Annotated in this window: 5 protein-coding genes; 3 read left to right on the top strand and 2 right to left on the bottom strand. The window is 39.5% G+C overall.

The annotated features are described in order from the left end of the window. Positions 1–56 precede the first annotated feature (56 nt). The gene (locus V6260_RS07605) at positions 57–1,550 is read right to left on the bottom strand and encodes a bifunctional diguanylate cyclase/phosphodiesterase (RefSeq protein WP_341593502.1); all 1,494 of its coding nucleotides are present in this window, start codon (positions 1,548–1,550) and stop codon (positions 57–59) included. A gap of 253 nt (positions 1,551–1,803) precedes the next feature. After that, a complete protein-coding gene (locus tag V6260_RS07600) occupies positions 1,804–2,985 on the bottom strand; it encodes an FAD-dependent monooxygenase (RefSeq protein ID WP_341593504.1) in 1,182 nt (393 codons plus the stop codon). Between the two features lie 244 nt (positions 2,986–3,229). On the opposite strand from V6260_RS07600, the gene miaB reads away from it, so the two are divergent. From miaB to ybeY, 3 genes are read left to right on the top strand one after another with little or no spacing between them, the layout of a single operon-like run. Beyond that, a complete protein-coding gene (gene miaB / locus V6260_RS07595; protein ID WP_341593501.1) occupies positions 3,230–4,678 on the top strand; it encodes a tRNA (N6-isopentenyl adenosine(37)-C2)-methylthiotransferase MiaB in 1,449 nt (482 codons plus the stop codon). 54 nt (positions 4,679–4,732) lie between these two features. Next, positions 4,733–5,791, top strand: coding sequence for a PhoH family protein (locus V6260_RS07590; RefSeq protein WP_341593500.1), 1,059 nt, complete (start codon positions 4,733–4,735; stop codon positions 5,789–5,791). Between the two features lie 4 nt (positions 5,792–5,795). Next, positions 5,796–6,254: an rRNA maturation RNase YbeY gene (gene ybeY / locus V6260_RS07585; RefSeq protein ID WP_104642303.1), complete on the top strand. Its 459-nt coding sequence runs from the start codon at positions 5,796–5,798 to the stop codon at positions 6,252–6,254. Positions 6,255–6,262 lie beyond the last annotated feature (8 nt).

The raw sequence follows: 6,262 nt of genomic DNA, 5'->3' as shown, positions 1-6,262 counted from the left end.
ACCAGGTTTTGATCCTGGCATTCCCAGGTTCAAATCCTGGTATCCCAGCCAATTTTCTAAATTATCCTGTATCTATCCTCGCTCAAATACTTGCTTATAAATTCATTAATTCTTACTGGTTTACTGTAATAATACCCTTGCAAATAGTCACAATTCATAGCGGTTAATGCCTGCTGGACATCTTCATTTTCTATGCCTTCGGCAACCACCTTACAATTTAATCGCGTTGCTAAAAACAAAGTAGACTCCACAATGGCGTAATCCGCTATTTGTGTCAGCATATCTTTTATAAATGACTGATCTATCTTAATTTGGCTTATAGGTAACTCCCGTAATAATACTAACGAAGAAAACCCAGTGCCAAAATCATCAACACTAAATTCAAAGCCCCTACTGTTTAATTTTTGCATCATAGTTAGAGCCGCTTGTAAATTAGTCATCATGGCTCGCTCAGTAATTTCAAAAATAATAAAATCACTCAAACTTGGATCATCAGCTAGTAAGGTTTCTATAAACTCGTAAAACTCAGGGCTTTCTAAATCTTTCGTTGATAAATTTACATATAATGCACCAATAAAGCCGGCACTCTTTAGTTGTTTTAAATGATTTATTGTTTCAAGCACAACCCATTTAGAAATACCTAAAATAAGCCCACTTTGCTCTGCAATACCAATAAATAATTCAGGGTTTATAAAAGAGCCATCGCTTTGAGGCCAGCGAATGAGTACCTCAGCGCCGTGCATGTCCTGTGAATCGGCATCAAATATTGGTTGTAAGTACAGCTCAAACTCTTTCTCGTTAATGGCACGCTTTATTTTGCTACTCATATCTCGTAAATCATTGGCGCGTTTGCCAAGCTCTTTTTTATACGCTACAAAAGGCTGCTGTATACTTTTAGCTTCATGTATTGCTAAATTAGCTTGCGTAAATAGCTCATTTGCTTGCAAAGAGTCCTGTAAGTACAGGCTTGCCCCAATTATTAGTTTTATTTTTAAATTATGCTCGTAAATAACAAAGGGGGAATTAATAGATTTATTAATGGCATTTAAACAGGCTTCAAAATTATCATTGGGTGAGGTTTCAACTATCAGGGCAAACTCATCTCCGCCAATGCGGTAAAGTTTTGCTATCCCACTTAAGTTTTGACTCATTCTTTTACCAAATACAGTAAGTAAAATATCACCGACCTTATTGCCATATAAATCATTAATCTTTTTAAAGTTATTTAGATCTATTAAAAGCAGCGTAAAAGGGTCTTTATACTTAACTTGGCGGTTTAATATTTGAAAGAATTTTTTACGGTTTGGAAGTGTGGTTAAATGGTCGTGCTCTGCTAAAAAGCGCTGACGCTCTGCATACTCATCTATTTTAATAATACTTTTTAAGCTGAGTTTAATAATTAAAAATACAAACGCACCACCGCCACACAGGATAAGCGCAATACTACTGACAACAAAATCACTCGATGGATTATTAACAAAGTAATATAAAATCCACCAGTAACCTACAATAAAGCCAATAATTAAAACTAATAATAAAACCCACGACACTCTCTTTGTTTTTTTACAAATTTGTAAGGTAGGCATAATACTAAGGGTAAGTAGTACAACCCCTATTATAATTAGATAAACAAAAAGATTTCCCACAACAACTCATTTTTTATTTGATTATAATTTGAGTATGGCAAATAAACGTAATAACGAAATAAATTTACAATAATTTGTAGTTATTTTTAGAAGTTAAAAAAATGACAGGTGCTAAGCAATAGAAAAACGCACATTAAAGTAATGTGCGTATAAAGGTTTAACCAAGTTCACCGCTAATAGCGTATTTTAAAACCCAATTTTTCAAAGGGCCGGTATTATTGGCCATTTTTAAAAACTGGCTTCGCGCCCATTTAAGGGGTGTAATTTGATTAGAAAAACCAAAGTAACAAGCATCCATCATACTCATCATTAATAAATTAGCTTTGCGGCGGCTGCGCTCGTACTCTTTTAGTTTTAACGGGCAACCAATATCATCAACGCCATCAAGCGCTTTAGCAAGTGCTACAACGTCCTGAAAGCCTAAATTAACCCCCTGCCCTGCAAGCGGGTTAATTGTGTGCGCTGCATCGCCAACTAACACTAACCGCCCTTGCGAGTAATTATTAGCATGTTGACGGGTAAGCGGAAATATCGCATGGCTTTGCACGTCAAAGTCGCCTGCAAGTGTCGGAAATTTATTTAAAATATGCGTTTTAATTTGTTCAGGCGCTAACCCTTTAAAGTTTTGTAATGTATTAGCGTCGTCATACCAAATTAAATTAGCGTATGGGGCCTGCATAGGTAAAAACGCTAATGGCCCGGTTGGCGTAAACTGTTGCCATGTTTTTACCTGCTGCGGCGCATCAAGCTTTATAAGTACGCCCATACAATGTTGTTGATACTGCCATCCGGTTACACCAATATTAGCTTTTGCACGTAGCTGCGATTGCCCACCATCGGCTGCAATCACTAAATCAGCGTTATAGCGAGTATCTGCGTATATAAGCGTAATAGAGTCAGCATTTTGCTCAATAGCACTTACAGGTTCTGATTGTTCAATAACTTCAATGTTGTATTTTTGAAACTGCTGCCAAAGGCTTGCTTGTATTAAGTTGTTTTCGATTAAATGGCCTAAATGCGAGGTATTTATATCGGCGCAATCAAATAAAAGGTTATCGCCGCCGCGCTCAAATGCTTCTAATTGTTTATAAGGCGCTACACGGCTTTGCCTTAAAATAGGCATAGCACCTAATTCATCGAGTAAATTTTCTGAAAAACGATTAATAGCTGATACGCGAATATCTACCGTATCGCTTGCTAAAATATTATCGGCATCAATTATATGCTTTTCTATAATGCGTACCGACTTTCCTTGCTGTGCTAACCTAATGGCCATAGCGGCTCCAACCATGCCACCACCAACAACTATCGCTTTATTTTGAGTCATGTTTTTCATCATTTTGTTAATACGTGAATCTATTTTTATTGTACCGTAACTCGCTGCTTTAGTGCGAGAGTATATAACTATCAAGCTATTAAACTGGCTCTGTATTGATTTAAGATCACAAACATAAAAACTATACTTGAGGCTGGGCGGGTATCCAGCTAAAATACGCGTCCTTTAAGTGAGCAACCTTGCTCCTTAATCCTGATTTAAGCACATTTTTGTGCCACTACCGAATTGAACACGAGGCTATATTTCAATGAGCAAAAAGCTGCATATCAAAACCTGGGGTTGTCAGATGAACGAGTATGACTCTCAGAAAATGGCTGAACTTCTAGATGCTACCAACGGCTACCAGCTAACTGAAGATGCAACACATGCCGACGTAATATTACTTAACACCTGTTCAATTCGTGAAAAAGCGCAAGAAAAAGTATTTCACCAATTAGGTCGTTGGAAATTATTAAAAGACGACAAGCCAGATTTAATTATTGGTGTTGGTGGTTGTGTTGCCTCACAAGAAGGTGACTCTATTCGCCAGCGTGCGCCATTTGTTGATGTTATTTTTGGCCCACAAACACTACACCGTTTACCAGAAATGATTAAGCAAGTGCAAGGCGATAAAGGCTCATCGGTTGTTGATATTTCATTCCCAGAGATTGAAAAGTTTGACCGTTTACCAGAGCCAAAAGCTGAAGGCCCTTCAGCATTTGTATCTATTATGGAAGGGTGTTCTAAGTACTGTACTTTTTGTGTTGTACCTTACACCCGTGGTGAAGAGGTTAGCCGCCCAGTAGATGACGTACTACTAGAAGTAGCACAACTTGCTGAGCAAGGCGTACGTGAAGTAAACCTTCTAGGTCAAAATGTAAACGCATACCGTGGTGATACTCACGATGGCGATATTTGCTACTTCTCAGATTTAATTCGTTTGATCGCCGCCATTGATGGTATTGACCGTATTCGTTACACCACATCGCACCCTGTAGAGTTTACGCCAGATATTATCGACGTATACGCTGATGTGCCAGAGCTTGTCGATCACTTACACTTACCAGTACAAAGTGGTTCAGATCGTATCCTTAATTTAATGAAGCGCGGCCACACAGCAATTGAATACAAATCAACTATTCGTAAGTTACGTAAAATTCGCCCTAACTTAAGCATGTCGTCAGATTTCATTATTGGTTTCCCAGGTGAAAGCAAAACAGACTTTGAAGCCACAATGAACCTAATTAACGATATTGGTTTTGATATGAGCTTTAGCTTTATTTACAGTGCACGCCCGGGTACACCAGCGGCTGACTTGCCAGATGACGTAACAGAGCAAGAGAAAAAAGAGCGCTTATACCTACTACAAAACCGTATTACACAAATGGCGCAACAAATTAGCCGCCAAATGTTTGATACAGAGCAACGTATTTTAGTTGAAGGTCCTTCTAAAAAGAACCCAATGGAATTACGTGGCCGTACTGAGAATAACCGTGTAGTCAACTTTGTTGGTCCACACACTGTGATCGGACAGTTTGTTGATGTACGTATTACCGAGGCACTACCAAACTCTTTACGTGGTGACTTAATTCGTACAGAATCAGAAATGAACTTACGACGTGAAGTTGCGCCTTCAGCTATTTTAACTAAAGCCGCAAGCATTGAACCAAAAGTCGAAACAACAAACGAAATTGGTGTAGCTACTTTCGTACCTTAGTTGCATAAATTCATTGCGCCAGTTAACACTGGCGCACCCGAATAGGAAGTAATTTTGAGTAATCAGTTAAAAACGTTAGAGATTTATTTAGAACCTGCCGACAACAAACGCCTTTCTTCTTTATGTGGCCCGTTTGACGAAAACATCAAACAAATTGAGCGCCGCCTTGGTGTTGAAATTATCCACCGCGACAACTTTTTTAAAGTAACAGGAAAACTGCACTCAAGCGCTGCAGCCGTAGAGATCCTAAAAGACTTATACGTGAGTACTCAACCTGTTCGTGGTGAAATTGGTGAAATAGAACCCGACAACGTACATTTAGCCATTACCGAATCAAAAGCCCTAGAGCAAGATGTACCACAAAGTGCTTACGGCAAAGAAATGTACATTAAAACCCGCCGTGGCGTAATTAAACCGCGCAACGACAACCAAAGTTTATATGTAGCTAACATTTTACATCACGATATTACCTTTGGTATTGGCCCCGCTGGTACAGGTAAAACATACCTTGCAGTTGCCGCTGCTGTAGATGCGCTAGAGCGTCAAGAGATTCGCCGAATATTACTTACTCGTCCAGCAGTAGAAGCCGGTGAAAAGTTAGGCTTTTTACCAGGCGACTTGAGCCAAAAAGTAGACCCATACCTGCGCCCTCTTTACGACGCGTTATTTGAAATGCTGGGTTTTGAAAAAGTTGAAAAACTAATCGAAAAACACATTATTGAAATTGCACCACTTGCTTACATGCGTGGCCGTACACTAAATGATGCGTTTATTATTTTAGATGAAAGCCAAAACACCACCGCCGAGCAAATGAAAATGTTTTTGACCCGTATAGGCTTTAACTCTAAAGCGGTTATTACGGGCGATATAACACAAGTAGATTTACCTCGTGGTGCACGTTCAGGCCTTCGCCACGCAATAGAAGTACTCGACGGCGTTGAAGAAATTAGCTTTAACTATTTTAAATCGCACGACATAGTACGCCACCCTGTTGTTGGCCGCATTGTAGAAGCCTACGAGCGCAACGACGAAAACGAGCGACTTAAACGTATAGAAAAGCAAAAAGCCAAAGACTTATTGGCCGCTCAACAGCAGCCTTCTACTAAAGAGTAATACCGTGAGCACCGAACTTGATTTACAAATAGCGTGTGAGTTTGACAATCTCCCAAGCGAAGCGCAATTTGCACTGTGGGCCGATAAAGCCCTAAGCCAATACCGTGATGAGTCTGAACTCAGCATTGTAATAAGCGACGAAGCGCAATCGCAGCAGCTAAATAACGATTACCGCGGTAAAAATAAACCAACCAACGTACTCTCATTTGAATTTGAAGCGCCACCAGGAATAGACATTCCTCTTGTGGGCGATTTAATTATTTGCCCAGCCATTGTTTTGGCTGAAGCAATAGAGCAAGAGAAGTCATTTCATGACCACTTTGCTCATATGGTTATTCATGGATGCTTGCATTTACTTGGATTTGACCATATAAAGAGTGAGGACGCACTCGAGATGGAAAGTATAGAAAAGCAATTACTTGGCGAGCTAAACATAGCCGACCCATACCGAGATGATATTTAAATTAACGG

Origin of the sequence: Pseudoalteromonas aliena (assembly GCF_038155085.1) — a bacterium.
Taxonomy (GTDB): domain Bacteria; phylum Pseudomonadota; class Gammaproteobacteria; order Enterobacterales; family Alteromonadaceae; genus Pseudoalteromonas; species Pseudoalteromonas aliena_A.
Note: the sequence above shows the minus strand (reverse complement) of the source record. Positions and strands in the feature narration are given on the sequence as shown.